General features: G+C 71.9%; 22 protein-coding genes. 20 read left to right on the forward strand and 2 right to left on the reverse strand.

The features are described from left to right. The first annotated feature begins 428 nt into the window (after nucleotides 1-428). From rsmH to ABD954_RS25425, 16 genes are all read left to right on the forward strand, one after another. Entirely contained in the window at nucleotides 429-1,385 is a 957-nt protein-coding gene (rsmH, locus tag ABD954_RS25350; protein ID WP_345489208.1) for a 16S rRNA (cytosine(1402)-N(4))-methyltransferase RsmH, read from the forward strand. 37 nt (nucleotides 1,386-1,422) lie between these two features. Further along, complete coding sequence (gene ftsL / locus ABD954_RS25355; RefSeq protein ID WP_345489210.1) at nucleotides 1,423-2,010, forward strand: cell division protein FtsL; 588 nt, start codon at nucleotides 1,423-1,425, stop codon at nucleotides 2,008-2,010. Nucleotides 2,011-2,013: 3 nt separating this feature from the next. Continuing rightward, the gene (locus tag ABD954_RS25360; protein ID WP_345489212.1) at nucleotides 2,014-3,987 is read left to right on the forward strand and encodes a peptidoglycan D,D-transpeptidase FtsI family protein; all 1,974 of its coding nucleotides are present in this window, start codon (nucleotides 2,014-2,016) and stop codon (nucleotides 3,985-3,987) included. A 78-nt stretch (nucleotides 3,988-4,065) separates the two neighbouring features. Beyond that, entirely contained in the window at nucleotides 4,066-5,766 is a 1,701-nt protein-coding gene (locus ABD954_RS25365) for a UDP-N-acetylmuramoyl-L-alanyl-D-glutamate--2,6-diaminopimelate ligase (protein ID WP_382745752.1), read from the forward strand. A 4-nt stretch (nucleotides 5,767-5,770) separates the two neighbouring features. Next, nucleotides 5,771-7,204, forward strand: coding sequence for a UDP-N-acetylmuramoyl-tripeptide--D-alanyl-D-alanine ligase (locus tag ABD954_RS25370; protein WP_345489216.1), 1,434 nt, complete (start codon nucleotides 5,771-5,773; stop codon nucleotides 7,202-7,204). Further along, complete coding sequence (mraY, locus tag ABD954_RS25375) at nucleotides 7,201-8,271, forward strand: phospho-N-acetylmuramoyl-pentapeptide-transferase (RefSeq protein ID WP_345489218.1); 1,071 nt, start codon at nucleotides 7,201-7,203, stop codon at nucleotides 8,269-8,271. Before ABD954_RS25370 ends, mraY begins: the two co-directional genes overlap by 4 nt. Beyond that, nucleotides 8,253-9,689: a UDP-N-acetylmuramoyl-L-alanine--D-glutamate ligase gene (gene murD, locus ABD954_RS25380; RefSeq protein ID WP_345489220.1), complete on the forward strand. Its 1,437-nt coding sequence runs from the start codon at nucleotides 8,253-8,255 to the stop codon at nucleotides 9,687-9,689. Before mraY ends, murD begins: the two co-directional genes overlap by 19 nt. Nucleotides 9,690-9,747: 58 nt before the next feature. Then, nucleotides 9,748-11,088, forward strand: coding sequence for a putative lipid II flippase FtsW (ftsW, locus tag ABD954_RS25385; RefSeq protein WP_345489222.1), 1,341 nt, complete (start codon nucleotides 9,748-9,750; stop codon nucleotides 11,086-11,088). Between the two features lie 6 nt (nucleotides 11,089-11,094). Continuing rightward, on the forward strand, nucleotides 11,095-12,189 hold the full coding sequence (murG, locus tag ABD954_RS25390; RefSeq protein ID WP_345489225.1) for an undecaprenyldiphospho-muramoylpentapeptide beta-N-acetylglucosaminyltransferase: 1,095 nt from the start codon (nucleotides 11,095-11,097) through the stop codon (nucleotides 12,187-12,189). A 29-nt stretch (nucleotides 12,190-12,218) separates the two neighbouring features. Beyond that, on the forward strand, nucleotides 12,219-13,016 hold the full coding sequence (locus ABD954_RS25395; RefSeq protein WP_345489227.1) for a cell division protein FtsQ/DivIB: 798 nt from the start codon (nucleotides 12,219-12,221) through the stop codon (nucleotides 13,014-13,016). Nucleotides 13,017-13,296: 280 nt separating this feature from the next. Beyond that, the gene (gene ftsZ, locus ABD954_RS25400; RefSeq protein ID WP_345489229.1) at nucleotides 13,297-14,514 is read left to right on the forward strand and encodes a cell division protein FtsZ; all 1,218 of its coding nucleotides are present in this window, start codon (nucleotides 13,297-13,299) and stop codon (nucleotides 14,512-14,514) included. Beyond that, complete coding sequence (gene pgeF / locus ABD954_RS25405) at nucleotides 14,511-15,239, forward strand: peptidoglycan editing factor PgeF (protein ID WP_345489231.1); 729 nt, start codon at nucleotides 14,511-14,513, stop codon at nucleotides 15,237-15,239. Before ftsZ ends, pgeF begins: the two co-directional genes overlap by 4 nt. An 8-nt stretch (nucleotides 15,240-15,247) precedes the next feature. After that, nucleotides 15,248-15,967 (forward strand): YggS family pyridoxal phosphate-dependent enzyme, encoded by a 720-nt coding sequence (locus ABD954_RS25410; RefSeq protein WP_345489233.1) that lies wholly within the window; start codon nucleotides 15,248-15,250, stop codon nucleotides 15,965-15,967. A 137-nt stretch (nucleotides 15,968-16,104) separates the two neighbouring features. Next, complete coding sequence (locus tag ABD954_RS25415; protein WP_265861641.1) at nucleotides 16,105-16,725, forward strand: cell division protein SepF; 621 nt, start codon at nucleotides 16,105-16,107, stop codon at nucleotides 16,723-16,725. An 82-nt stretch (nucleotides 16,726-16,807) separates the two neighbouring features. Further along, entirely contained in the window at nucleotides 16,808-17,098 is a 291-nt protein-coding gene (locus ABD954_RS25420) for a YggT family protein (protein WP_345489237.1), read from the forward strand. Nucleotides 17,099-17,165: 67 nt separating this feature from the next. Next, nucleotides 17,166-18,239 carry a DivIVA domain-containing protein gene (locus ABD954_RS25425; RefSeq protein WP_345489239.1) on the forward strand — a complete coding sequence of 358 codons (1,074 nt, stop codon included), beginning with the start codon at nucleotides 17,166-17,168 and terminating at the stop codon, nucleotides 18,237-18,239. 692 nt (nucleotides 18,240-18,931) lie between these two features. Here ABD954_RS25425 and ileS read toward each other — a convergent pair. Next, nucleotides 18,932-22,072: an isoleucine--tRNA ligase gene (ileS, locus tag ABD954_RS25430; protein ID WP_345489241.1), complete on the reverse strand. Its 3,141-nt coding sequence runs from the start codon at nucleotides 22,070-22,072 to the stop codon at nucleotides 18,932-18,934. Between the two features lie 517 nt (nucleotides 22,073-22,589). Beyond that, nucleotides 22,590-23,105: a hypothetical protein gene (locus ABD954_RS33675; RefSeq protein ID WP_382745750.1), complete on the reverse strand. Its 516-nt coding sequence runs from the start codon at nucleotides 23,103-23,105 to the stop codon at nucleotides 22,590-22,592. Here ABD954_RS33675 and ABD954_RS33680 point away from each other — a divergent pair. The 4 genes from ABD954_RS33680 (at nucleotide 23,074) to ABD954_RS25450 (ending at nucleotide 25,671) form a co-directional block, all read left to right on the forward strand. Next, a complete protein-coding gene (locus ABD954_RS33680) occupies nucleotides 23,074-23,541 on the forward strand; it encodes a TraR/DksA family transcriptional regulator (protein ID WP_382745748.1) in 468 nt (155 codons plus the stop codon). The two genes, ABD954_RS33675 and ABD954_RS33680, sit on opposite strands and share 32 nt — an antisense overlap. Nucleotides 23,542-23,603: 62 nt before the next feature. After that, nucleotides 23,604-24,170 (forward strand): signal peptidase II, encoded by a 567-nt coding sequence (gene lspA, locus ABD954_RS25440; protein ID WP_345489244.1) that lies wholly within the window; start codon nucleotides 23,604-23,606, stop codon nucleotides 24,168-24,170. Nucleotides 24,171-24,232: 62 nt separating this feature from the next. Next, a complete protein-coding gene (locus tag ABD954_RS25445; RefSeq protein ID WP_345489246.1) occupies nucleotides 24,233-25,174 on the forward strand; it encodes an RluA family pseudouridine synthase in 942 nt (313 codons plus the stop codon). Further along, the gene (locus ABD954_RS25450; RefSeq protein ID WP_382745746.1) at nucleotides 25,171-25,671 is read left to right on the forward strand and encodes a GNAT family N-acetyltransferase; all 501 of its coding nucleotides are present in this window, start codon (nucleotides 25,171-25,173) and stop codon (nucleotides 25,669-25,671) included. Before ABD954_RS25445 ends, ABD954_RS25450 begins: the two co-directional genes overlap by 4 nt. Nucleotides 25,672-25,780: the final 109 nt, after the last annotated feature.

Genomic DNA, 25,780 nt, shown 5'->3' on the forward strand with positions numbered 1-25,780 from the left:
GTGACCGGGTCGTGTCACTTGCCGGTGGCTCGCCTGTGGATAACTGCGGGTGAATTGCCGGGGTTTGTGGGCTTGCGCCGGGCGGCATCGGTCCTCGGGCGCTGGTCGGGCGCCGGTCGGTCGCCGGTCGCACACCGGCCGGACGCCGAGAACGAGGGCGCCGGCCGGGCGCGCGGCGAGCCGGCCCCCAGGCACCGGACCCCGCAGCCGTCCGGGTGAACCGCGCGAAACGTCCGGCCGCGTCCGGCGGCGTCCGCGACGCGCCAGCCGGTTGATTGACCGGCGGGTCCGGTGGACTAAAGTGGCGCGAAGTTCACGGAGACATCGAGCGATTTCCGCCGTTTCTCCCCGTAAGTGCGGCGGTACCCACGGCTCGGCCCCTTCCGCTCGCCGGTGGTACCTGTCTCCGCCGGATCTGAGAGGGCGCATTGAGCAACGACCGACACGTCCCGGTGATGCTCCAGCGGTGCCTGGACATGTTGGCGCCCGCCCTGGAGCACCCCGGCGCGGTCGTCGTCGACTGCACCCTCGGTCTCGGCGGGCACAGCGAGGCACTCCTGAAGCGCTTCCCCGAGGTGCGCCTGATCGCCCTCGACCGGGACAAGGAGGCCCTGCGCCTGTCCGGCGAGCGGCTCGCCCCCTACGGGGAGCGCGCGACCCTCGTGCACGCCGTCTACGACGAACTGCCCGAGGTCCTCGACCGGCTCGACGTCCCGCGCGTCGACGGCGTCCTGTTCGACCTGGGCGTCTCCTCCATGCAGCTGGACGAGGCCGACCGCGGCTTCGCCTACGCCCAGGACGCCCCGCTGGACATGCGCATGGACCAGACGACCGGCATCAGCGCGGCCGAGGTCCTCAACACCTACCCGCCCGGCGAACTGGTCCGCATCCTGCGCAGCTACGGCGAGGAGAAGCAGGCCAAGCGGATCGTCTCCGCCATCGTGCGCGAGCGCGAGAAGGAGCCGTTCACCAACAGCGCCCGCCTCGTCGAGCTGATCCGCGACTCCCTGCCGCAGGCGGCCAAGCGCACCGGCGGCAACCCGGCCAAGCGCACCTTCCAGGCACTGCGCATCGAGGTCAACGGCGAGCTGTCGGTCCTGGAGCGGGCGATCCCGGCGGCCGTCAAGGCCCTCGCCGTCGGCGGCCGGATCGCGGTCCTCTCGTACCACTCCCTGGAAGACCGCCTGGTCAAGCAGGTGTTCGCGGCGGGCGCCGCGAACACCGCCCCGCCCGGCCTGCCGGTGGTCCCCGAGCGCTACCAGCCCCGTCTGAAGCTCCTCACCCGGGGCGCCGAACTGCCCACCGAGCAGGAGATCGCCGAGAACCGCCGCGCGGCCCCCGCGCGTCTGAGGGGTGCGCAGCGGATCCGGGAGGACGAGGCGTGAGCGACGCGGTCGGGGAAGCGACGACGAAGGACGGGCGATGAGTCAGAAGGGGCCCCTCAAAGGAAGGGCGGCACGGCTCGGCAGGTTCATGCCGTCGGGCCCCAGCACCGCCGCCCGCACCCCCTTCGTCCTGCTGGTCGTGCTGCTGCTCGGCGGTGGCCTGATCACTCTCCTGCTGCTCAATTCGGCCCTCAACCAGGGCTCCTTCGAGCTCAGCGAGCTGAAGAAGAAGACCACGGAGCTCACCGACGAGGAGCAGGCCCTCCAGCGGGACGTCGACGACCACTCGGCCCCCGACGCCCTGGAACGGCGCGCCCGGCAGCTCGGCATGGTGCCCGGCGGCAGTCCCGCCTTCCTCGGCCCGGACGGCTCGGTGCTCGGCGTCCCCACGCCGGCCGCCTGGCCCGAGCCCAGCCCCACGCCCCCGCCCGTCCCGACGCCCACCGTGACACCGGGCGGCACCCCGGCCGGCTCTCCGCAGCCCCCGGCCGCGACGCCCGGCGCGACCGCCGCCGGCACGTCCGCCGCCGGCACGTCCGCCCCCGGCACGTCCGCCGGCCCAGGAGCCACCGCCGGCTCCGCCCTCCCCGGGACCCCGACCGCCCCGACGACCCCCGGCAGGTGACCCGTGCCCTCCAAGGAGCCCCCGCGCCGCCGCGTCCCCGGCCCCGCGCGGCCCGCACGCCCCCGCCCCGCCGGCTCCGGCCGCCCCGCCGCGCGGCGGCCCGCCCCGCCCCGGCGCCCCGCCGCCCGGCCCGCGGCCAGGGCGCGCACCATCCGGCTCGGCAGCCCCAAGCCCCGGCTGCGCCTGGTCTCCCTCGGCCTGACCCTCGTCATGCTGGCGTTCGTCGTCCGGCTCCTCCAGGTCCAGGCCGTGGACGCCAGCGCGTACGCCGCCAAGGCCGAGAAGCACCGCTACCAGGAGTACACCCTCACCGCCGACCGCGGTGAGATCACCGACCGGGCCGGGATCGCCCTGGCCGCCAGCGTCGACGCGTACGACATCACCGCCGACCCCAAACTCTTCACGCCCGCCGAGTCCAAGACCGCGGACGCCCCCGAGCAGGCCGCCGCGCTGCTCGCCCCGCTCCTCGGCAAGCAGCCCGCCGAGCTCGCGGCGAAGCTGCGCACCCCCAAGTCCCGCTACACCCTGCTCGCCCGCAAGCAGACCCCGCAGGTCTGGAAGCAGATCAAGGACCTGAAGAAGGTCTACGAGGAGAAGGCCGATCCCGCCAACGGCGGCAACGGGATCAACCTGCTCGGCGGCGTCCTCGGCGAGCCCAGCACCAAGCGCGTCTACCCCAACGGCGAGCTCGCCGCCGGGATACTGGGCTACGTCAACGCCGAGGGCCGCGGCGCCGGCGGCATCGAGTCCATGCTCGACGAGGAACTGGCCGGCAAGGACGGCAAGATCAGGTTCGCCCAGGCCGGCGGGCGCCGGGTGCCCACCGCCGGTTCCCAGGGCACCCCCGCCGTCCCCGGCTCCGACATCGAGCTGACCATCGACCGGGACATCCAGTGGGCCGCCCAGCAGGCCATCACCGAGCAGGTCCGCAAGTCCAGGGCCGACCGCGGCTACGTCGTCGTCCAGGACACCCGCACCGGCGAGGTCCTCGCCATGGCCAACGCCCCCGGCTTTGACCCCAACGACCTCTCCCAGGCCAACGCCACCGCCATGGGCAACGCGGCCCTCCAGGACGCCTACGAGCCCGGCTCCACCAGCAAGGTGATGTCCATGGCCGCCGTCCTGGAGGAGGGCAAGGCCACCCCCGGCACCCACGTCGTCGTCCCCAACCGCCTGCACCGCGGCGACCGGCTCTTCAAGGACGACGTCGACCACAAGACCTGGTACCTGACCCTCAACGGCGTCCTCGCCAAGTCCAGCAACATCGGCACCATCCTGGCCACCGGCCAGCTCGGCAGGACGCAGGCCGAGTCCAACCGGGTCCTCCACGACTACCTGCGCAAGTTCGGCATCGGCAGCCGCACCGGCCTCGGCTACCCCGGCGAGACGCCCGGCATCCTCGCGCGGCCCGAGACCTGGTCGACCTCCCAGCAGTACACGATCCCCTTCGGCCAGGGCCTGTCCGTCAACGCCATGCAGGCCACCTCGGTCTACTCGACCATCGCCAACGGCGGCGTCCGCATCGAACCGACCCTGGTCCGCGGCACCAAGGGCCCCGACGGCCGCTTCACCCCGGCGCCCGCCCCCAAGGAGACCCGGGTCATCAGCGAGAAGACCGCCAGGACCCTCGCGCAGATGCTGGAGTCGGTCGTCGACGACGAGGCGGGCACCGGCACCAAGGCCGCCATCCCCGGCTACCGCGTCGCCGGCAAGACCGGCACCGCCAACCGCGTCGACCCCGAACTCGGCCGCTACAAGGGCTACACCGCCTCCTTCGCCGGCTTCGCCCCCGCCGACAAGCCCCGCGTCACCGTCTACTGCGCCATCCAGAACCCCACGAAGGGCAGCTACTTCGGCGGACAGATCTGCGGACCGATCTACAAGAAGGTCATGGAGTTCGCCCTCAAGACCCTCCACGTCCCGCCGACCGGCAGCGCACCCGCCCGGCTGCCGGTGGAATTCAGGCCCGCCCCCTGACGGCGGCCCTCCCGTCCGCGCCCACCCGACACGCCGGCACATCCCGCCGGCGACACCCGTGACACTCCGGGAGCACCAGTGACAACCATCACCCCCCGTTCCGGGAACCGGAAATCGAACTCCGGCGACGCCGCGGCCTCATTTAGCCCTGCGCAGGGTGCGCCCGGTACGCTCACCGCCGTGCCACACGCTGATCAGTACCGAACCACCCCGCCCCGCCCGGAGCGGGTCCGCCCGACACCCCTGGGCGAACTCGCCGCGCGGCTGGGCATCGAGACCACCGGCCCCGCCGCCGAGGTCTCGGGCATCACGCACGACTCCCGGGCGGTGCGCCCGGGCGACGTGTACGCCGCCCTGCCCGGCGCCCGCGTCCACGGCGCCGAATTCGTCGCGCAGGCGGCCGGACTGGGCGCCGCCGCCGTCCTGACCGACCCGGCGGGCGCCGAACGCGCCGCCGCGACCGGCCTGCCGGTCCTGGTCGTCCCGGACCCGCGCGGCCGGATGGGCGAGCTCGCCGCCGAGATCTACGGGCGGCCCGGCGAGGACCTCCTCCAGATCGGCATCACCGGCACCTCCGGCAAGACCACCACCGCCTACCTGGTCGAGGGCGGACTGCGCGGCGGCGGCAAGCACACCGGCCTCGTCGGCACGGTGGAGATGCGGATCGGCGACGAGCGCATCAAGTCGGAGCGGACCACCCCCGAAGCCACCGACCTCCAGGCCCTGTTCGCGGTCATGCGCGAACGCGGCGTCGAGGCCGTCGCGATGGAGGTCTCCAGCCACGCCCTCGTGCTCGGCCGGGTCGACGGCTGCGTCTTCGACGTCGCCGTCTTCAACAACCTGAGCCCGGAGCACATGGAGTTCCACTCCGACATGGAGGACTACTTCCAGGCCAAGGCGCGGCTCTTCACCCCCGAGCGCAGCAGACGGGGCGTGGTGAACCTCGACGACGACTACGGCCGCCGGCTCGCGAAGGAGGCCACCGTCCCGGTCGTCACCTTCTCCGCCGCCGGTGACCGCGACGCCGACTGGCGCGCCGAGGACGTCCGTCTCGGCGCCGCCGATTCCACGTTCACGGTCGTCGGCCCGGACGGCGAGCGGATCCGGGCCACCGCGCCCCTGCCCGGCCCGTTCAACGTGGCCAACACCCTCGCCGCGATCGTCACCCTCGCCCTCGCCGGGATCGACCCGCAGACCGCGGCCGACGGCGTCGCCGCCGTCCCCGGCGTCCCCGGTCGCCTGGAGCGGGTCGACGCCGGCCAGCCGTACCTCGCGGTCGTCGACTACGCGCACAAGACCGACGCCGTCGAATCGGTCCTGCGCTCGCTGCGCGAGGTGACCCGCGGCAGGCTGCACGTGGTCATCGGCTGCGGCGGCGACCGCGACACCACCAAGCGCGGCCCGATGGGCGCCGCCGCGGCCCGGCTCGCCGACACCGCCGTCCTCACCTCCGACAACCCCCGCTCCGAGGACCCCCTCGCGATCCTCACCGCGATGCTCGCGGGAGCCGCCGAGGTGCCGGCCGCCGAGCGGGGCGAGGTCCTGGTCGACGCCGACCGGGCCGCCGCCATCGCCGCGGCCGTCGCCCGGGCCCGGCCCGGCGACACCGTCCTGGTCGCGGGCAAGGGCCACGAGCAGGGCCAGGAGGCCGCCGGAGTGGTCCGCCCCTTCGACGACCGCCAGGTCCTGCGCGAGGCGATCCTGGCCGGCCAGGCGCACCGGGCCGGCGAACAAGCCGCCCAGCAGGACGAACACCGTCACGAGAACAGTCAGGGATGAAGCAGTGATCGCCCTCTCCCTCGCCGAGATCGCCGAAATCGTCGGCGGGCAGCCGCACGACATACCGGATCCGGCCGTCCAGGTCACCGGTGACGTCGTCATCGACTCCCGCAAGGTGACTCCCGGCAGCCTCTTCGCCGCCTTCGCCGGCGAGCACGTCGACGGCCACGCGTACGCGGAGCGTGCCGTCGAGGCGGGCGCGGCAGCCGTGCTGGCCGCCCGCCCCGTCGGCGTGCCCGCGATCGTGGTCGAGGACGTCCAGGCGGCGCTCGGGGCCCTCGCCCGGGCCGTCGTCGGGCGCCTCGGCACCGACGTCGTCGCGCTCACCGGCTCGGCCGGCAAGACCTCCACCAAGGACCTGATCGCCCAGGTCCTCCAGCGGCACGCGCCCACCGTGTGGACGCCCGGCTCCCTCAACAACGAGATCGGCCTGCCGCTCACCGCGCTCACGGCCACCGCCGAGACCCGGCACCTCGTCCTGGAGATGGGGGCGCGCGGAATCGGCCACATCCGCTACCTCACCGGCCTCACCCCGCCCCGCATCGGCCTCGTCCTCAACGTGGGCAGCGCCCACATCGGCGAGTTCGGCGGCCGCGAGCAGATCGCCCAGGCCAAGGGCGAGCTGGTCGAGTCCCTGCCGGCAGCCGAGGACGGCGGCATCGCCGTCCTCAACGCCGACGACCCGCTGGTGCGCGCGATGGCGAGCCGCACCAAGGCGCGGGTCACCCTCTTCGGAGAGGCGGACGAAGCGGCCGTACGTGCCGAGAATGTCCGGCTCACAGAGAACGGACAGCCCTCTTTCAGGCTTCACACACCCACCGGGTGCAGCGACGTGACCTTGCGCCTGTACGGTGAGCACCACGTGTCGAACGCGCTCGCCGCGGCCGCCGTCGCCCATGAGCTGGGCATGCCCGTCGAGGAGATCGCCACCGCGCTCTCCGAGGCCGGCTCCCTGTCGCGCTGGCGCATGGAGGTCACCGAGCGTCCGGACGGCGTGACGATCGTCAACGACGCCTACAACGCGAACCCCGAGTCCATGCGAGCCGCCCTGCGCGCGCTCGCGGCCATGGGCAGGTCTGCACAGGCCAGGGGCTCCCGGACGTGGGCGGTGCTCGGCAAGATGGCCGAGCTCGGAGACGAGTCGCTCGCCGAGCACGACGCGGTCGGACGGCTCGCCGTCCGGCTCAACGTCAGCAAGCTCGTCGCGGTCGGGGACAGGGAAGCTGCCTGGCTGCAACTGGGCGCCTATAACGAGGGTTCGTGGGGTGAGGAGTCGGTGCACGTGTCCGACGCGCAGGCGGCGGTCGACCTGTTGCGCAGTGAGCTGCGCCCGGGGGACATCGTCCTGGTGAAGGCTTCCAGGTCGGTCGGGCTCGAGCGGGTCGCCCTGGCACTGCTCGAAACCGCGGGCTCCGAGGGTGAGGTCGCCGGCCGATGAGGCAGATCCTCTTCGCGGGGGCCATCGGGCTCTTCCTGACCCTGATCGGCACCCCGCTGCTCATCAAGCTGCTCGCCCGCAAGGGATACGGCCAGTTCATCCGGGACGACGGCCCGCGCACCCACGGATCGAAGAAGGGCACGCCCACCATGGGCGGCATCTCCTTCATCCTGGCCACCCTCATCGCGTACGCGCTGGCGAAGGTCATCACCGGTGAGGACCCGACGTACTCGGGCGTCCTGGTGCTGTTCCTGATGGCCGGCATGGGCCTGGTCGGCTTCCTCGACGACTACATCAAGATCGTCAAGCAGCGTTCGCTGGGCCTGCGGGCCAAGGCGAAGATGGCCGGCCAGCTGATCGTCGGCATCGCCTTCGCCGTGCTCTCGCTGCAGTTCGCGGATCTGCGCGGCCTCACCCCGGCCTCCGAGAGGCTCTCCTTCATCACCGACTTCGGCTGGTCCATCGGCCCGGTGCTGTTCGTGGTCTGGGCGCTCTTCATGATCCTGGCCATGTCCAACGGCGTGAACCTGACGGACGGTCTGGACGGTCTGGCCACCGGCGCGTCGGTGATGGTCTTCGGCGCGTACACCTTCATCGGCCTGTGGCAGTTCCAGGAGTCGTGCGCCAACGCCATGACCCTGACCAACCCGAACGCCTGCTTCGAGGTGCGCGACCCGCTCGACCTCGCCGTCGTCGCCTCCGCCCTGATGGGCGCCTGCTTCGGCTTCCTGTGGTGGAACACCTCGCCGGCCAAGATCTTCATGGGCGACACCGGTTCGCTGGCCCTCGGCGGCGCGCTCGCCGGTCTCGCCATCTGCTCCCGTACGGAGCTGCTGCTCGCCCTGCTCGGCGGTCTCTTCGTGATGATCACGATGTCGGTGGTCATCCAGGTCGGTTCGTTCAAGATGACCGGCAAGCGGGTCTTCCGGATGGCGCCCCTCCAGCACCACTTCGAACTCAAGGGGTGGTCCGAGGTCCTGGTCGTCGTCCGCTTCTGGATCATCCAGGGCATGTGCGTGATCGTGGGCCTGGGCCTCTTCTACGCGGGATGGGCATCCGAAAAGTGAGCGAGCTGGACTGGCAGGGCAAGCAGGTCACCGTCGCCGGGCTCGGCGTGAGCGGCATCCCCGCCGCCCGCGTCCTGCACGGCCTGGGCGCGGTCGTCACGGTCGTCAACGACGGCGACGACGAGCGCTCCCGGGCGCAGGCCGCGGAGCTGGAGGCGGAGGGCATCGGCGTCCGCCTCGGCGACGGCGCGACCCTGCCGCCCGGCACCGAACTGATCGTCACCGCACCGGGCTGGAAGCCCGACAAGCCGCTCTTCCAGGCCGCGGAGGCGGCCGGCGTGGAGATCTGGGGCGACGTCGAGCTGGCCTGGCGCCTGCGCGGTCCCGGGGCGGCGCCCTGGCTCGCGGTCACCGGCACCAACGGCAAGACCACGACCGTGCGGATGCTCGCCTCCATCCTCCGGGCGGCCGGTCTGAAGACCGCCGCCGTCGGCAACATCGGGGTCTCCCTCCTCGACGCCGTCCTCGGCGACGAGGACTACGACGTCCTCGCCGTCGAGCTCTCCAGCTACCAGCTGCACTGGGCGCCTTCCCTGCGCGCCCACTCGGCCGCCGTGCTCAACCTGGCGCCCGACCACCTCGACTGGCACGGCTCCATGGAGGCGTACGCCGCCGACAAGGGCCGGATCTACGAGGGCAACCAGGTCGCCTGCGTGTACAACACGGCCGACAAGGCGACCGAGGACCTGGTCCGCGAGGCCGACGTCGAGGAGGGCTGCCGGGCCATCGGCTTCACCCTCGGCACCCCCGGCCCCTCGGAGCTCGGCGTCGTCGAGGGCATCCTCGTCGACCGGGCCTTCGTGGCGAACCGGCAGAAGAACGCCCAGGAGCTGGCCGAGGTCTCCGACGTCCAGCCCCCGGCCCCCCACAACATCGCCAACGCGCTCGCCGCGGCCGCCCTCGCCCGTGCCTTCGGCGTGGAGCCCAAGGCCGTACGGGACGGACTGCGGGCCTTCAGGCCCGACCCGCACCGCATCGAACTGGTCGAGGAGATCGAGGGCGTCGTCTACGTCGACGACTCCAAGGCCACCAACACGCACGCGGCGGAAGCCTCGTTGGCGGCCTACGACCCGATCGTCTGGATCGCCGGCGGCCTCGCCAAGGGCGCGACCTTCGACGAGCTCGTGTCCAGGTCCGCCAAGCGGCTGCGCGGCGTCGTCCTGATCGGCCGGGACCGTGAGCTGATCCGCGAAGCCCTGGCGCGACACGCCCCCGAGGTCCCGGTGGTCGACCTCGACCGGACCGACACTGGGGCGATGTCCGCGGCGGTCCGGGAGGCGGCCTCGCTCGCCCGGCCGGGGGACACGGTCCTCCTCGCCCCGGCCTGTGCGTCGATGGACATGTTCACCAACTACAACAAGCGGGGCGAGGCCTTCGCGGACGCGGTCCGCTCCCTCGCCCGGACCGGGCGCGCCTGACCTGACCAGCGAGGAGGTCCGGCCGCGGCGCCGGGCACGACTGGAGGGGACAGCGACCATGCCGAGCAGAACCGCCGGGACGCGACAGGCCCCCGCCGTACGGGGCGGCGGCCGCACCCCCGCGGCGCCGAGGAAGGCGCGCGGGGGCGGGCCGCGAGGGCTCTACGAGCGCGCCAGAAGGGCCTGGGACCGGCCGCTCACCGCGTACTACGTGATCGTCGGCGCCGGGCTGCTCATCACCGCGCTCGGCCTCGTGATGGTCTACTCCGCCTCGATGATCACGGCGCTCCGCTACGACCTGGTGCCCTCGTACTTCTTCCGCAAGCAGTTCTTCGCGGCGCTGCTCGGCGCGGGGCTGCTCATGCTGGCCTCCCGGATGCCGGTGAAGCTGCACCGGGCGCTGGCCTACCCGATCCTGGTCGGGGCGATCTTCCTGATGGTGCTCGTCCAGATCCCCGGGATAGGAGTCGCGGTCGGCGGCAACCAGAACTGGATCTCGCTGGGCGGACCGTTCATGCTCCAGCCCAGCGAGTTCGGCAAGCTGGCGCTGATCCTGTGGGGCGCCGACCTGCTCGCCCGCAAACAGGACATGAAGCTCCTGGCCCAGTGGAAGCACATGCTGGTGCCGCTGGTGCCCGGCGCGTTCCTGTTGCTCGGCCTCATCATGCTGGGCGGTGACATGGGCACGGCGATCATCCTCACGGCGATCCTCTTCGGACTGCTGTGGACCGCCGGCGCCCCCACCCGGCTCTTCGTCGGCGTGCTCGGCGTCGCCGGACTGATCGGCATGCTGCTGATCAAGACCAGCCCGCACCGCCTGAAGCGCTTCGCCTGCATCGGCGCCAGCGACCCCGGCGGCGCGGGGGACCCCTGCTGGCAGGCCGCGCACGGGATCTATGCTCTGGCGTCCGGCGGATGGTTCGGTTCCGGACTGGGGGCGAGTGTGGAAAAATGGGGTCAACTCCCCGAAGCGCACACCGACTTCATCTTCGCCGTCACCGGCGAGGAACTGGGTCTGGCGGGGACGCTGTCGGTGCTGGCCCTGTTCGCGGCTCTAGGCTATGCGGGTATCCGCGTGGCCGGACGCACGGAGGACCCCTTCGTCAGGTTTGCCGCGGGAGGCGTGACCACCTGGATCACGGCCCAGGCCGTGATCAACATCGGTGCGGTGCTCGGCTTGCTGCCGATCGCCGGAGTCCCGCTCCCGCTGTTCTCCTACGGAGGATCGGCCCTGCTGCCGACCATGTTCGCCGTCGGGCTCCTGATCGCCTTCGCGCGACAGGAACCCGCCGCGAAAGCGGCCCTGGCCCTGCGTCGCCCCGGATGGGGCAAGCGGGCCGGGGGGAGATGGAAGTCGATGCGACGGCGCGTCAAGAAGCGTCCGTCCGGAGAGCGGTGAATTTCGGTGCATGTCGTCCTCGCCGGCGGAGGTACCGCCGGCCACATCGAGCCCGCGCTCGCACTCGCGGACGCCCTGCGCAGGCAGGACCCGACCGTGGGGATCACGGCGCTGGGCACGGAGCGCGGCCTGGAGACCCGGCTGGTGCCCGAACGGGGCTACGAGCTGGCGCTCATCCCGGCCGTGCCGCTGCCCCGCAAGCCCACGCCCGAACTGATCACCGTCCCCGGGCGGCTGCGCGGCACCATCAAGGCCGCCGAGCAGATCCTGGAGCGCACCAAGGCGGACTGCGTGGTCGGCTTCGGCGGCTACGTGGCGCTGCCCGGCTACCTCGCCGCCAAGCGCCTCGGCGTGCCGATCGTGGTCCACGAGGCCAACGCCCGGCCCGGCCTGGCCAACAAGATCGGCTCGCGGTACGCGGCCGGGGTCGCCGTCGCCACCCCCGACAGCAAGCTCCGCAACGCCCGCTACATCGGCATCCCGCTGCGGCACACCATCGCCACGCTCGACCGCGCCCGCGTGCGCCCCGAGGCGCGGGCCGCCTTCGGCCTCGACCCCAACCTGCCCACCCTGCTGGTCTCCGGCGGCTCCCAGGGCGCACGCCGGCTCAACGAGGTCATCCAGCAGATCGCCCCGGTGCTCCAGCGCTCCGGCATCCAGATCCTGCACGCGGTCGGCCCGAAGAACGAACTGCCGCGTGTCGACAACATGCCCGGAATGCCGCCGTACGTGCCGGTACCGTACGTGGACCGGATGGACCTCGCGTACGCCGCCGCCGACATGATGCTCTGCCGCGCGGGCGCGATGACCGTCGCCGAGCTCTCCGCCGTCGGGCTGCCGGCCGCCTACGTCCCGCTGCCCATCGGCAACGGCGAACAGCGGCTCAACGCCCAGCCGGTGGTGAAGGCGGGCGGCGGGCTCCTCGTCGACGACGCGGAACTGTCGCCGCAGTGGGTGCAGACCAACGTGCTCCCCGTGCTGTCCGATCCGCACCGGCTCTACGAGATGTCCCGCGCCGCCGCCGAGTTCGGCCGCCGGGACGCCGACGACCTGCTCGTCGGCATGGTGTACGAGGCGATCGCCGCCCGCCGTCAGGCGTAGCGCGGCGGCGAGAGGCAGGAGAGGCCACCGTGGCAGCCGGACCGGCGACCGAGCAGAAGAGCGCGAGCGGCAGGTCCGGCGGGCCCGGCCGAGGGCCGTCCCGGCCGGGCACCCGCAGTCCGCGGATGCCCGGCCCCCGTGTGCTGCTGACCGGCTTCGCCGTCCTCGCCCTGGTGGCCGGCGGCATCTGGGCGCTGTACGGGTCCAGCTGGTTCCGGGTCGAGAGGGTGAGCACCTCCGGTACGAAGGTGCTCACCCGGGGCGAGGTCGAGCGGGTCGCGGCCGTACCGGTCGGCGCGCCGCTCGTCTCCGTCGACACCGACGCCATCGAGGCCCGGCTGCGCGAGGAACTCCCGCGGATCGCCACCGTGGACGTCGTACGGTCCTGGCCGCACGGAATCGGTCTGAAAGTGACGGAACGACAGCCCGTCCTCTTCCTCGAAAAGGGCGGAAAGTTCATCGAAGTGGACTCCGAGGGTGTGCGGTTCGCCACCGTGCCCACCCCTCCGCGCGGCGTCCCGCGGCTGGTCCTCGACGCCGCCGCCTCTCCCAGCCTGCGCCGCTTCGGCCCGGACCGGCTGCTGGGGGCCGCGGTAGGCGTGACGGGCGAACTCCCGGAGAAAATCGCCCAGGACGTCCGTGTCGTCCGGATCACGTCCTTCGACTCCATCACTCTGGAGCTCGACAAGGACCGCACCGTCTTCTGGGGCAGCGGTGAGGACGGAGCCGTGAAGGCGCGCGTTCTCACCGCTCTCATGAAAGCGACTCCCAAAGCGGGGCACTTCGATGTAAGTGCCCCCACCGCGCCCGCCTCGTCACGAAGTTGACGCCCATCACCGCTGGCCAGGACCCTGGTTGGCCAGCGCTACGGGTGATCACATAGGGTGAAAAGAAAAACGGGAGGTTCGGCGTGTTCGTTGAACGTGCGCCACTTGTCGACTTAGTGTCCTGTTCGGAAGAGTCCAGCGAACAGAGACACTGGTAACCCTAAACTTCAACGTTAGGGTTTGGGTCGGCGTTTCGGACCGTCCCAATCGGCATCCGTCGTCGCGGCGCGCTTACCACCGCGAAGCGGCGACACGTAACTCGAGGCGAGAGGCCTTCGACGTGGCAGCACCGCAGAACTACCTCGCAGTCATCAAGGTCATCGGTGTCGGCGGCGGTGGTGTCAATGCCATCAACCGAATGATCGAGGTCGGTCTCAAGGGCGTCGAGTTCATCGCCATCAACACCGACGCCCAGGCGCTGTTGATGAGCGACGCCGACGTCAAGCTCGACGTCGGCCGTGAACTCACCCGCGGCCTCGGGGCCGGGGCCAACCCGGCAGTCGGTCGCAAGGCGGCAGAGGACCACCGTGAGGAGATCGAGGAGGTCCTCAAGGGGGCCGACATGGTCTTCGTCACCGCCGGCGAGGGTGGCGGCACCGGCACCGGCGGCGCGCCCGTCGTCGCCAACATCGCGCGCTCGCTCGGCGCCCTCACGATCGGCGTGGTCACCCGCCCGTTCACGTTCGAGGGCCGCCGTCGCGCCAACCAGGCGGAGGACGGCATCGCCGAGCTCCGCGAAGAGGTCGACACCCTCATCGTCATCCCCAACGACCGGCTGCTGTCCATCTCGGACCGCCAGGTCTCGGTCCTGGACGCCTTCAAGTCCGCCGACCAGGTCCTGCTCTCCGGTGTCCAGGGCATCACCGACCTCATCACCACCCCCGGTCTGATCAACCTCGACTTCGCCGACGTCAAGTCGGTCATGTCCGAGGCCGGTTCGGCCCTGATGGGCATCGGCTCCGCCCGCGGCGACGACCGCGCCGTGGCGGCGGCCGAGATGGCGATCTCCTCGCCGCTCCTGGAGGCGTCCATCGACGGCGCCCGCGGTGTGCTGCTCTCCATCTCCGGCGGCAGCGACCTCGGCCTGTTCGAGATCAACGAGGCCGCCCAGCTGGTCAGCGAGGCCGCGCACCCCGAGGCCAACATCATCTTCGGCGCCGTCATCGACGACGCCCTCGGCGACGAGGTCCGGGTCACCGTCATCGCCGCCGGCTTCGACGGCGGCCAGCCGCCGGCCCGCCGCGACAACATCATCGGCTCGGTCTCCGCCAAGCGCGAGGAGCCCGCCCCGGCCCCCCGCGCCACCGAGACCTCCCGCCCGCTGGGCGGCCTCGGCACCGTCACCCCGCGCGAGGAGCCCCCGGCGGCGCCCGCCGAGCCGGCGCCGGCCGTCAGCGAGAACCCGCTGCCGCCCGTCGCCCCGCCGGTGGTCCCGCCGGCCCGCCCGTACCCGGACACCCAGGCCGAAGAGCTGGATGTCCCGGACTTCTTGAAGTGATAGGGCAGCGACACGACACGAGCGGCGCGCACTTCGCCTTCACCGACCGGTGGGGCGGGGTGAGCGCCGTTCCGTACGAGGAGCTCAACCTCGGGGGCGCCGTCGGCGACGACCCGGAGGCCGTACGGACCAACCGGGCCCGCGCGGCGGCCGGACTCGGGCTCGACCCGGCGGACGTGGTCTGGATGAACCAGGTGCACGGGGCGGACGTCGCCGTGGTCGAGGGCCCGTGGCCCACTCCTGACATCCCGTCCGTCGACGCGGTCGTCACCGCCCGGCGGGGTCTGGCCCTCGCGGTCCTCACCGCCGACTGCGTCCCGGTCCTGCTGGCCGACCCCGTCGCCGGCGTCGCCGCCGCCGCCCACGCCGGGCGGCCGGGGATGGTGGCCGGAGTGGTGCCCGCCGCCGTGAAGGCGATGACCGCACTGGGCGCCGACCCCTCCCGCATCACCGCCCGTACGGGACCCTCGGTCTGCGGGCGCTGCTACGAGGTGCCGGAGGCGATGCGCGCCGAGGTGGCCGCGGTCGAACCGGCCGCCCGTGCCGAGACCTCCTGGGGCACCCCGGCCGTCGACGTCGCCGCGGGAGTGCGCGCCCAGCTCGAACGGCTCGGCGTCCGGGACGTCGAGGACGCCGGGGTCTGCACCCTGGAGTCCCGCGACCACTACTCGTACCGCCGCGACCGCACCACGGGGCGACTCGCGGGATATGTCTGGTTGGACTGAGAAGAGATATGACGGACCGCAAGTCGGAACTCGCCGAGAACCTCGCCCGGGTGGAGGAGCGCATCGCCGCGGCGTGCGCCGCCGCCGGGCGCGCGCGGGACGAGGTGACCCTCATCGTGGTCACCAAGACCTACCCCGCGAGCGACGTGCGGCTGCTGCACGAACTCGGCGTCCGCCACGTGGCGGAGAACCGGGACCAGGACGCGGCCCCCAAGGCCGCCGCCTGTGCGGATCTCGACCTGACCTGGCACTTCGTGGGTCAGTTGCAGACCAACAAGGTCCGATCCGTGGTGGGTTATGCCGATGTGGTGCAGTCCGTCGACCGTTTGAAGCTCGTTTCCTCTCTTTCCGCGGCCGCGGAGAAGGCACAGCGGGAGCTCGGCTGTCTGATCCAGGTCGCCCTCGACGCCGGATCCGGCGAGCGCGGTGACCGCGGCGGGGTCGCGCCGGACGGGATCGAGGAGTTGGCGGCCGCCGTGGCGGCCGCTCCGGGGCTTCGGCTCGACGGCCTCATGACCGTCGCGCCGCTCGCCGGTCCGTACGCGGGCCGGCAACGGGCCGCCTTCGAGCGGCTGATGGATTTGTCGACTGTCCTGCGCGCGACCCGTCCGGCTGCGAACATGGTGTCAGCAGGGATGAGTGCGGACCTCGAGGAGGCCGTGGCGGCCGGGGCGACACACGTACGCATCGGTACGGCGGTACTCGGCGTCCGCCCGAAGCTCGGGTAACGTCGCGAAGCAAGTCGGACCACAGCAGAAAATATGGTCATTCCGCCGAGGGGCGGACGGACCCGTGGATCGCGGGCACTTGGTGACACTGCGACATTCGGTAAGGGCGATCCACCACAGAGCGGAGGATGCAGAGAATGGCCGGCGCGATGCGCAAGATGGCGGTCTACCTCGGCCTCGTGGAGGACGATGGCTACGACGGCCGTGGATTCGATCCCGACGACGACTTCGAACCCGAGCTGGAGCCGGAGCCCGAGCGCGACCGGCGCCACCAGCCCCCTCGGCAGATCGAGCGCGAGGAGCCGGTACGGGTGGTCCAGCCGCCCGCACCGCGCGAACCCGTCGCCCAGTCTGTGCCAGTACACGCGGAAAGCGGACGTCCTGCCCGAATTGCCCCCGTGGCATCCATCACACCCGAACGTCCGAGCCTGGAGAAGAACGCACCGGTGATCATGCCCAAGGTCGTGTCCGAGCGGGAGCCCTACCGCATCACCACGCTGCACCCGCGGACCTACAACGAGGCCCGTACCATCGGGGAACACTTCCGTGAGGGCACCCCCGTGATCATGAATCTCACGGAGATGGACGACACCGACGCGAAGCGACTTGTCGACTTTGCCGCCGGACTCGTCTTCGGACTCCATGGCAGCATTGAGCGCGTGACGCAGAAGGTGTTCCTGTTGTCGCCTGCTAACGTCGATGTCACGGCGGAGGACAAGGCCCGGATCGCAGAGGGCGGATTCTTCAACCAGAGCTGAGAACACGAGATCGAGAACGGCCCGGCCGCGAGGGCGGCCGGACAAGTGAGAGCACGAGAGCCAGGGGAGAGGGAAGCGCGGGATGGGCGTCGCACTGCAGGTGATCTACATCGCGCTGATGTGCTTCCTGGTCCTGCTGATCTTCCGGCTGGTCATGGACTACGTCTTCCAGTTCGCCCGTTCATGGCAACCCGGTAAGGCGATGGTGGTCGTTCTGGAGGCCACCTACACTGTCACCGATCCACCGCTCAAGCTTCTGCGGCGGCTCATCCCGCCGCTGCGTCTCGGGGGCGTGGCACTCGACCTGTCCTTCTTCGTTCTGATGATCATCGTCTACATCCTGATCTCCATCGTGAGCAGCTTCGCGAGGTGATGGCGGAGGTGGATGTGGACGATACGGTCTTGCCGACTGCCGACGACTACGTAGAGGTGAAGAAGAGATGCCGCTGACCCCCGAGGACGTGCGGAACAAGCAGTTCACGACCGTCCGCCTTCGAGAAGGCTATGACGAGGACGAGGTCGATGCCTTCCTCGATGAGGTCGAAGCCGAACTGACTCGTCTGCTCCGCGAGAACGAGGACCTGCGCGCCAAGCTGGCCGCGGCCACCCGTGCCGCCGCGCAGAACCAGCAGCAGCAGGGCATGCGCAAGCCGCCGGAGCCGCAGGATCGTCCCGTCGGTCCCGGCGCCCCCGTGCCCGCCGCCATATCCGGACCTCCGGCGCAGCAGCAGCCCCCGCAGATGGGCCCGCCGCAGCTGCCGTCCGGCGCCCCCGCGCTTCCCGCCGGCCCGATGCAGGGCGGCCCCATGCAGGGCGGGCCCATGGGCCCCGGCCCCATGCAGGGCGGCCCGATGGGTCCCGGCCCGATGCAGGGCGGCCCCATGGGACACCCGCAGCAGCAGCAGATGCAGCAGATGCAGCCGGCCCAGGGCCCGGGCGGCGACAGCGCCGCGCGCGTGCTCTCGCTGGCGCAGCAGACCGCCGACCAGGCGATCGCGGAGGCCCGTTCCGAGGCCAACAAGATCGTCGGCGAGGCGCGTTCGCGCGCCGAGGGCCTGGAGCGGGACGCCCGAGCCAAGGCCGACGCCCTGGAGCGGGACGCCCAGGAGAAGCACCGCGTCGCGATGGGCTCCCTCGAGTCCGCGCGTGCGACCCTCGAGCGCAAGGTCGAGGACCTGCGGGGCTTCGAGCGTGAGTACCGGACCCGCCTGAAGTCGTACCTGGAGTCGCAGCTGCGTCAGCTGGAGACCCAGGCCGACGACTCGCTGGCCCCGCCGCGCACTCCCGCGACCGCCTCCCTGCCGCCGTCCCCCTCGATGGCGTCGGCGGGTGCGAGCGCGCCGTCGTTCGGCGGCAACGGCACGATGGGCGGCGCCCCGTCGTACGGCGGCCAGCAGCAGATGTCCCCGGCGATGACCCAGCCGATGGCTCCGGTCCGCCCGCAGGCGCCGCAGCCGATGCAGCAGGCGCCGGCGCCGATGCGCGGCTTCCTGATCGACGAGGACGACAACTGAGGGCGGCGGACCAGCGCGTGCTATGCGCGTAGCCGTCGTCGGCAGTCTCAAGGGCCGGGCCCCGGGGTGATCCCTGGGGTCCGGCCCTTTTGCGTGTGTGGGGGTGGGGCGGGTGTACGGCTGAGGGCGGTGGCGCGGGTGCGGGACGGGCGGCGCCTGCGGCGGGCTCCTTCCCCACCCCGCCCCTTCCCGAACCGGGGCTCCGCCCCAGACCTCGGGGGTGCGGGGGCGGGGGCCGAGCCCCCGCGGCCCGGGTGGGGCGGCAGCTTGGCGCCGCAGGGCCGCGCCCCCAGGCCCGGGAGGGGCGACCGTTGTGGGCATTCATTCGCTCCGCTGGGGCGGAACGGGTGGGCACAACGCAGCAGGGCGGGGCCCGTTCATGGGGGGTGCGGGGATGGGGCGGCACCAGCGGGCGCCCGTTCATGGGCGGTGTGGGGATGGGGCGGCACCAGCGGGCGCCCGTTCATGGGGGGTGCGGGGATGGGGCGGCACCAGCGGGCGCCCGTTCATGGGGGGTGCGGGGATGGGGCGGCACCAGCGGGCGCCCGTTCATGGAGGGTGTGGGGATGGGGCGGCACCAGCGGGCGCCCGTACATGGAGGGTGTGGGGAAGGGCCGGCACCAGCGGGTGCCCCCGCATGGGATGGCGAAGGGCCCGGCACCCACCGTGGTGCCGGGCCCTTCGCCGCGCGGTTAGGCCTTGCGGAGGCGGAAGGTGAGGGACAGGCCCTCGTCCTCGAAGGGGGTGCCGTAGGAGTCGTCGGCCGGGCCCTCCGCGTAGTCCGTGGCCAGGACCTCGTCGGCGATGAGCGAGGCGTGGGCCGTGAGGGCCTCCGCCGTCTCCGGCGAGGAGGAGGTCCAGCGCAGGGCGATGCGGTCCGCGACGTCGAGGCCGCTGTTCTTGCGGGCCTCCTGGATCAGGCGGATCGCGTCACGGGCCAGGCCCGCCTTGCGGAGCTCCGGGGTGATCTCCAGGTCGAGGGCGACCGTCGCGCCGGAGTCCGAGGCGACCGACCAGCCCTCGCGCGGGGTCTCCGTGATGATGACCTCCTCGGGGACGAGGGTGATCGTCTCGCCGTTCACCTCCAGCGTCGCCTCGCCGGAGCGCAGGGCCAGCGACAGCGCCGCCGCGTCGGCCGCCGCAACCGCCTTCGCCACGTCCTGGACGTCCTTGCCGAAACGCTTGCCCAGCACCCGGAAGTTGGCCTTCGCGGTCGTGTCGACCAGGCTGCCGCCGACCTCGGACAGGGAGGCGAGCGACGAGACGTTCAACTCCTCCGTGATCTGGGCCTGGAGCTCCTCGGAGAGGTCCGCGAAGCCCGCAGCCGCCACCAGCGCCCGGGAGAGCGGCTGGCGGGTCTTCACGCCGGACTCGGCGCGCGTGGCGCGGCCCAGCTCGACCAGGCGCCGGACCAGCAGCATCTGCTCGGAGAGCACCGGGTCGACCAGGGACGCGTCCGGCTCGGGCCACGAGGACAGGTGCACGGACTCGGGGGCGCCGGGGGTCACCGGGACCACCAGGTCCTGCCACACCCGCTCGGTGATGAACGGGGTGAGCGGGGCCATCAGGCGGGTGACCGTCTCGACGACGTCGTGCAGGGTGCGCAGCGCCGAGGCGTCGCCCTGCCAGAAGCGGCGGCGCGAACGGCGGACGTACCAGTTGGAGAGGTCGTCGACGAACGCGGAGAGCAGCTTGCCGGCCCGCTGGGTGTCGTACGCCTCCATCGCCTCGGTGACCCCGGCAACCAGCGTGTGCAGCTCGGACAGCAGCCACTTGTCGAGCACCGTGCGGTCGGCGGGCGCCGGGTCGGCGGCGGACGGCGCCCAGCCGGAGGTGCGGGCGTACAGCGCCTGGAAGGCCACCGTGTTCCAGTACGTCAGGAGGGTCTTGCGGACCACCTCCTGGATCGTGCCGTGGCCCACCCGGCGCGCCGCCCACGGCGAACCGCCGGCCGCCATGAACCAGCGCACCGCGTCCGCGCCGTGCTGGTCCATCAGCGGGATCGGCTGGAGGATGTTGCCCAGGTGCTTGGACATCTTGCGGCCGTCCTCGGCGAGGATGTGGCCGAGGCAGACCACGTTCTCGTACGAGGACTTGTCGAAGACCAGCGTGCCGACGGCCATCAGCGTGTAGAACCAGCCACGGGTCTGGTCGATGGCCTCGGAGATGAACTGCGCCGGGTAGCGGCTCTCGAACAGCTCCTTGTTCTGGTACGGGTAGCCGTACTGCGCGAACGGCATCGAACCCGAGTCGTACCAGGCGTCGATGACCTCGGGGACGCGCACGGCCTCGAGCGAGCAGCCCTCCGCCGGGCAGCCGAAGGTCACGTCGTCGATGTACGGGCGGTGCGGGTCGAGCTCCGACTGGTCCGTGCCGGTCAGCTCGGTCAGCTCGGCGCGCGAGCCGACGCACGTGAGGTGACCCTCCTCGCAGCGCCAGATCGGCAGCGGGGTGCCCCAGTAGCGGTTGCGGGAGAGCGCCCAGTCGATGTTGTTGTTCAGCCAGTCGCCGAAGCGGCCGTGCTTGACCGAGTCCGGGAACCAGTTCGTCTTCTCGTTCTCCTGGAGGAGACGGTCCTTCACGGCGGTCGTACGGATGTACCAGGACGGCTGCGCGTAGTACAGCAGCGCCGTGTGGCAGCGCCAGCAGTGCGGGTAGCTGTGCTCGTACGCGATGTGCCGGAACAGCAGCCCGCGCGCCTCCAGGTCGGCGGTGAGCGCCTCGTCGGCCTTCTTGAAGAAGACGCCGCCGACCAGCGGCACGTCCTCCTCGAAGGTGCCGTCGGGGCGGACCGGGTTCACGACCGGGAGGCCGTAGGAGCGGCAGACCTTGAGGTCGTCCTCACCGAAGGCGGGGGACTGGTGGACCAGACCCGTGCCGTCCTCGGTGGTCACGTAGTCGGCGTTCACGACGTAGTGCGCCGGGGCGTCGAAGGGGATCAGCTCGAAGGGGCGCTGGTAGGTCCAGCGCTCCATGTCCTTGCCGGTGAAGGACTCGCCGGTGGTCACCCAGCCCTCGCCGAGCGCCTTGTCGAGCAGCGGCTCGGCGACGACCAGCCGCTCGTCGCCGTCCGTGGCGACCACGTAGGTCACCTCGGGGTGGGCGGCGACCGCCGTGTTGGACACCAGGGTCCACGGGGTGGTCGTCCAGACCAGGAGCGCGGCCTTGCCGGCGAGCGGGCCGGAGGTCAGCGGGAAGCGGACGTAGACGGAGGGGTCGACGACCGTCTCGTAGCCCTGCGCGAGCTCGTGGTCGGACAGGCCGGTGCCGCAGCGCGGGCACCAGGGGGCCACGCGGTGGTCCTGGACCAGCAGGCCCTTGTCGAAGATCTGCTTGAGCGACCACCAGACCGACTCGATGTACGAGGGGTCCATGGTCCGGTAGGCGTCGTCGAGGTCGACCCAGTAGCCCATCCGGGTCGTCAGCTCGGCGAAGGCGTCGGTGTGGCGGGTCACGGACTCGCGGCACTTGGCGTTGAACTCGGCGATACCGTACGCCTCGATGTCCTTCTTGCCGGAGAAGCCGAGCTCCTTCTCGACGGCGAGCTCGACCGGCAGGCCGTGGCAGTCCCAGCCGGCCTTGCGGGCGACGTGATAGCCCCGCATGGTCCGGAAGCGGGGGAAGACGTCCTTGAAGACGCGGGCCTCGATGTGGTGGGCGCCGGGCATGCCGTTGGCGGTGGGCGGGCCCTCGTAAAAGACCCACTCGGGGCGTCCCTCGGACTGCTCCAGCGTCTTGGCGAAGACCTTGTTCTCGTGCCAGAAATCGAGCACGGCGCGCTCGAGCGCGGGCAGGTCTACCTGGGCGGGCACCTGGCGGTACTGCGAAGACATCGATCTTCCTCCGGCGGATGTTCCTCGTTCCGTCGGAGGGACGAGAGCACTGCTCCCGCGGTACCACCCTCCTTGGCCCCGGGCGCGGACGCCCTGAGCCCCCTCATTGGGGTCGCGACGCCGGGTCTAGTCACCGCGGGCGACCGCGGCTTTCTTCCGGCAGCTCCGGGGTGATGCTTCACATCGGGCTCGCCCCCGGGCTCTCACCGTCCCCGGGTCGCTCATGGCTGCGTACGACGCTACTCGTCCCCATCCAAGCCTTTCGCTCCGCCCAGTGTACGGGGCCGGGCAGGGGGAGGCCGACCGTTTTTTCCCGTGACCCGAATGGGCACACGGGGCCGGCGGACTTCGGCTGCGGCCAAGTGGGGGAGCGGCGGCGCGGATAACCGGCCGGGGAGCTGGGCACAACCGAGGCAGGCTCGTCCCGCAGGGCGTCGGGGCGGGCGGAACGGGCGGCGTGCCCCGTTGCCGCGGGCTCTGGGCCGATTTATCGTCCCAGCACGATTCGCGAGCAAGATCACAAAATGTGAAGGGGCCGCGACATGGTGGCGAAGAAGACCGCCGCGAAGGAGACGACGGCCACGAAGACGGCGGTCGCGAAGGCACCGGCCGCGAAGAAGTCCGCGCCCGCGAAGAAGGCGGTGGCCGAGAAGGCCGCGGCCATGGAGGCGCCCGTGAAGAAGGCGCCGGCGAAGAAGGCACTTGTGAAGAAGACACCGGCGAAGAGGCCGGAGGAGGCGAAGCCGGCGGTGAACTCCGTGGCGACGAAGACCGCCGCCGGCAAGGCGCCCGCGAAGAAGGCGCCCACGAAGAAGGCGCCGGCGAAGAAGGCGGCCGCGAGGAAGACGGCCGCCCCCCGGGCCGCCGCCCCCGAGGCCGTGGCCGAGGCGGCGGTGGTCGACAGCACGGCCGTCGCCGCGCCGGCGGACACGGTGACCCCGGTGAAGAAGAAGACCGCCACGGGCGGGAAGACCGCGACCGAGAAGACAGGAGCCAGGACGGTGGCAGCGAAGAAGACCGCGGGTGGCGTCACGACGGCCGAGACCGACGTCGCGGTGCCCCCGGCACGCGCCGGCGAGCTCGCCGTACGCCCGGGCGAGGACCCCTGGTCCCCCGAGGAGGTCGCCGAGGCCCGCAGGGAGCTCCAGGCGGAGGTGCTCCGGCTGCGCAGCGAGCTCGCCCACTCCCAGGAGGAGCTGACCGGCCTGATGCGCGACTCCGGCGACGGCGCCGGCGACGACCAGGCCGACACCGGCACCAAGAACATCACCCGCGAGCACGAGCTGGCCCTGGCCGCGAACGCCCGCGAGATGCTGGAGCAGACCGAGCACGCGCTGGAACGGCTCGACGCGGGCACGTACGGCCTGTGCGAGATCTGCGGCAAGCCCATCGGCAAGGCCAGGATGCAGGCCTTCCCCCGGGCCACCCTCTGCGTGGAGGACAAGCAGAAGCAGGAGCGCCGGGGCTGACCTCGCCGCACGGCTGTGCCGTACCCTCGGTGCACAGTCAGGACCGAGGTTGAGGGACTCACGTGGCAGAGGCGGAGAGCGTCATCGGTACGCCGGATTCAGCAGGAGCCGACGAGTCGGCCGTTCCCGAGGAGCGGCCGAAGGGCAAGCGGAAGATCGCCGCGCTGTTCGTGGTGGCCCTGTTCGCCTATCTGCTCGACCTCGGCAGCAAGATGATCGTGGTGGAGAAGCTGGAGGGGCGCGAGCCGATCAAGGTGATCGGCGACCTGCTGCGCTTCGAGGCGATCCGCAACCCCGGCGCCGCCTTCGGCATGGGCGAGGCCTTCACGATCATCTTCACCTGCATCGCGGCCGTCGTGATCGTGGTGATCATCCGGCTGGCGCGCAAGCTCTACAGCCTGCCGTGGGCCCTCGCGCTCGGTCTGCTCCTCGGCGGTGCGCTCGGCAACCTGACCGACCGGATCTTCCGCTCGCCGGGCGTCTTCGAAGGGGCGGTCGTGGACTTCATCGCGCCCGCCCACTTCGCCGTCTTCAACCTCGCCGACTCGGCGATCGTCTGCGGCGGCATCCTGATCGTGATCCTCTCCTTCCGCGGTCTGGACCCCGACGGCACCGTCCACAAGGACTGAGTCGTCCACGGCCCGGCGGGCGCTCCGGACGGAGCACCCGCCGCACAAGGCATACTCGACGGGTGAGCACGAGTCCCGAGATCCGCACGCTGCCCGTTCCCGACGGCCTGGAGGGTGAGCGCGTCGACGCCGCCATCTCCCGCATGTTCGGGTTCTCCCGTACGAAGGCGGCCGAGCTGGCCGCCGCAGGCAAGGTCCTGGTCGACGGCGCCGTCGTCGGCAAGTCCGAGCGGGTCAGCGGTGGCGCGTGGCTCGAGGTCGAGATGCCCGGCGCGCCCGCCCCGGTGCAGGTCGTGGCCGAGCCCGTGGAGGGCATGGAGATCGTCCACGACGACGACGACATCGTCGTGATCATGAAGCCGATCGGGGTCGCCGCCCACCCCAGCCCCGGCTGGACCGGCACCACGGTGATCGGCGGCCTCGCCGCCGCCGGCTACCGGATCTCCACCTCCGGCGCCGCCGAGCGCCAGGGCATCGTGCACCGCCTGGACGTCGGCACCTCCGGCCTCATGGTGGTGGCGAAGTCGGAGTACGCGTACACGTCGCTGAAGCGCCAGTTCAAGGAGCGCACGGTCGACAAGCGCTACCACGCCCTGGTGCAGGGCCACCCGGATCCGCTGAGCGGCACCATCGACGCGCCCATCGGCCGCCACCCGAACCACGACTACAAGTGGGCCGTGACCGCCGACGGCAAGGCGTCCGTGACCCACTACGACCTCATCGAGGCGTACCGGGCGGCCTCGCTGCTCGACATCAAGCTGGAGACGGGCCGCACCCACCAGATCCGGGTGCACATGTCCGCCCACCGCCACCCCTGCGTCGGCGACCTCACCTACGGCGCCGACCCGACCATGGCCAAGCGCCTCGACCTGACCCGCCAGTGGCTGCACGCGGTGCGGCTCGGCTTCGAGCACCCCGGCGACGGCCGGTGGGTCGAGTTCTCGAGCACCTACCCGGCGGACCTGCAGACCGCCCTCGACCGGATCGCGGCGGAGAGCCGGTGACCGGGGCGGGGACGGACGCCTCGTCCGCACGGGCCGTGGCCTACGAGGTCCGCGAGGCGCGGACGGGCGACGACCGGGAGGCGTGCTTCGCGGTGCGCCGTGCGGTCTTCGTCGAGGAGCAGGGCGTGCCGCAGGAGATCGAGTACGACCCGTACGACGAGACCGCCGTGCACGTGCTCGCGGTCCGCGCGGACGGCGTCCCGCTGGGCACCGGGCGGCTGCTGTACGGGGCGGACGCGGTCGGCAAGACCGGCGCCGACGCCTCGGTGGGCTCCCTCGGCCGGCTCGCGGTGACCCGGGCCGCCCGCGGCCTCGGGGTCGGCGCGGCCCTGGTGCGGGCCATCGAGGACGCGGCCCGCGCGCGCGGGCTCGCCGCCGTCGACCTGCACGCCCAGACGCAGGCCCTCGGCTTCTACGAGCGGCTCGGATACGAGGCGTACGGGCCCGAGTTCAAGGACGCGGGCATGCCGCACCGCGCCATGCGCAGAGCCCTCTAGGGCCGTCCCCCGGATCCTGCCGGGCTCGCGACGCCGGGTACGCACGCTCTTTCCCGAAGCCCTTCGGGGGAGGTGCCCCGGCGCTGTCGTCGGTCGCCGGTGCTCCGCA

Source organism: Streptomyces roseoviridis (assembly GCF_039535235.1).
GTDB lineage: Bacteria > Actinomycetota > Actinomycetes > Streptomycetales > Streptomycetaceae > Streptomyces > Streptomyces roseoviridis.